Genomic DNA, 1,323 nt, shown 5'->3' with positions numbered 1-1,323 from the left:
GGGACTGTCAGGAATTTCGTGTACGGCGAGGCGGTTGATCATCAGGCCGTCATGGCCCTGATGAAACGTTCGCCGAAGAGCACGGCAAATTGCGCCTTTGCCATGTTCCACTCACGCGGCGGCATTTTCCACTCTTTCTCCGATCGGTTCAAGATCAGATAGAGCAGCTTTGTCGCCGCCTCATCGTTGGGGAAATGCCCCCGCGCGCGAACAGCGCGGCGGAGCTTGGAATTTAGGGCTTCTATGGCATTCGTTGTGTAGACGATCCGCCTGACTTCGTCGGGAAAGGCGAAAAACGGAATGACTTCGGACCATGCCCGGCGCCAGCTCTGGCCGATGGCGGGGTAGCGCTGCCCCCAGAAGCTCGCTTCGAAGGCCGTCAGTGCTTCCTCGGCGGCCGCAGCATCGACGGCGCGATAGATGGCCTTCAGCGCCGTTCCGAGCGCCTTGCGATCTTTCCACGCCACAAAATCCATCGAGTTGCGCAGCAGATGGACAATACATGTTTGAACCATGGCTTCGGGAAAGACGGCCGTGATGGCGTCGGGGAAGCCCTTGAGGCCATCGACGACGGCCAGCATGATATCCTCGACGCCGCGGTTGCGCAGTTCGTTCATGACGCGCAGCCAGAACTTGGCGCCTTCATTCTGCTCCAGCCATAGCCCCAGGACCACCTTGGTGCCGTCGGCCATGACGCCCAGGGCAATATGGATCGCCTTGTTGCGGACCATGCCCTCATCGCGGATCTTGACCCGGATCGCATCGAAGAAAACCAGCGGATAGGCTGGGTCTAGCGGCCGTTGCTGCCAGGCTGCGACTTCCTCCAACACCGCGTCGGTGATCGTGCTGATCAGGTCAGGCGAAGCGTCGATCCCATACAGCTCGCGCAGATGCCCGGTGATCTCTCGCGTGCTCATGCCGCGCGCATACATCGAGATGATCTTGTCATCGAAGCCGGGGAAGCGTCGCTGGTATTTGGCAATCAGCTGCGGGTCGAAACTCCCCGCCCGATCGCGCGGTACCTCAATCTCGATCCGTCCGCCGTCGGTCGTCACCGTCTTGCGGCCATAGCCGTTCCGGCTGTTGTTCCCTTGCTCCTCCTGGCCAAGATGGTGATCCATCTCCGCATTGAGCGCTCGTTCGGCAAAAGCCTTCTTCAGGGTATCGAGCAAGCCCCCTTGGCTGAGCGCCGCCGCCGCGTCAGTGCCGGCCAGCAATTGGTCGAGGATGTCGTTCGGTATCGAGGGTTCTTTCCGTCGTGACATACTGGGTCTCCTTGTTGCCCATTATGCCTCGCCGCACACGAAATTCCTGACAGTCCCG

The 1,323-nt window shown here is 60.5% G+C and carries 1 protein-coding gene; it reads right to left on the bottom strand.

The genetic code is table 11. The annotated features are described in order from the left end of the window. Nucleotides 1–41: 41 nt before the first annotated feature. Complete coding sequence (locus GGQ90_RS28880; protein ID WP_188084655.1) at nucleotides 42–1,265, bottom strand: IS256 family transposase; 1,224 nt, start codon at nucleotides 1,263–1,265, stop codon at nucleotides 42–44. Nucleotides 1,266–1,323: the final 58 nt, after the last annotated feature.

The organism is Sphingobium scionense, assembly GCF_014197035.1.
In the GTDB taxonomy this organism is placed as follows: Bacteria; Pseudomonadota; Alphaproteobacteria; order Sphingomonadales; family Sphingomonadaceae; genus Sphingobium; species Sphingobium scionense.
This window is presented reverse-complemented; position numbering and strand designations above follow the sequence as displayed.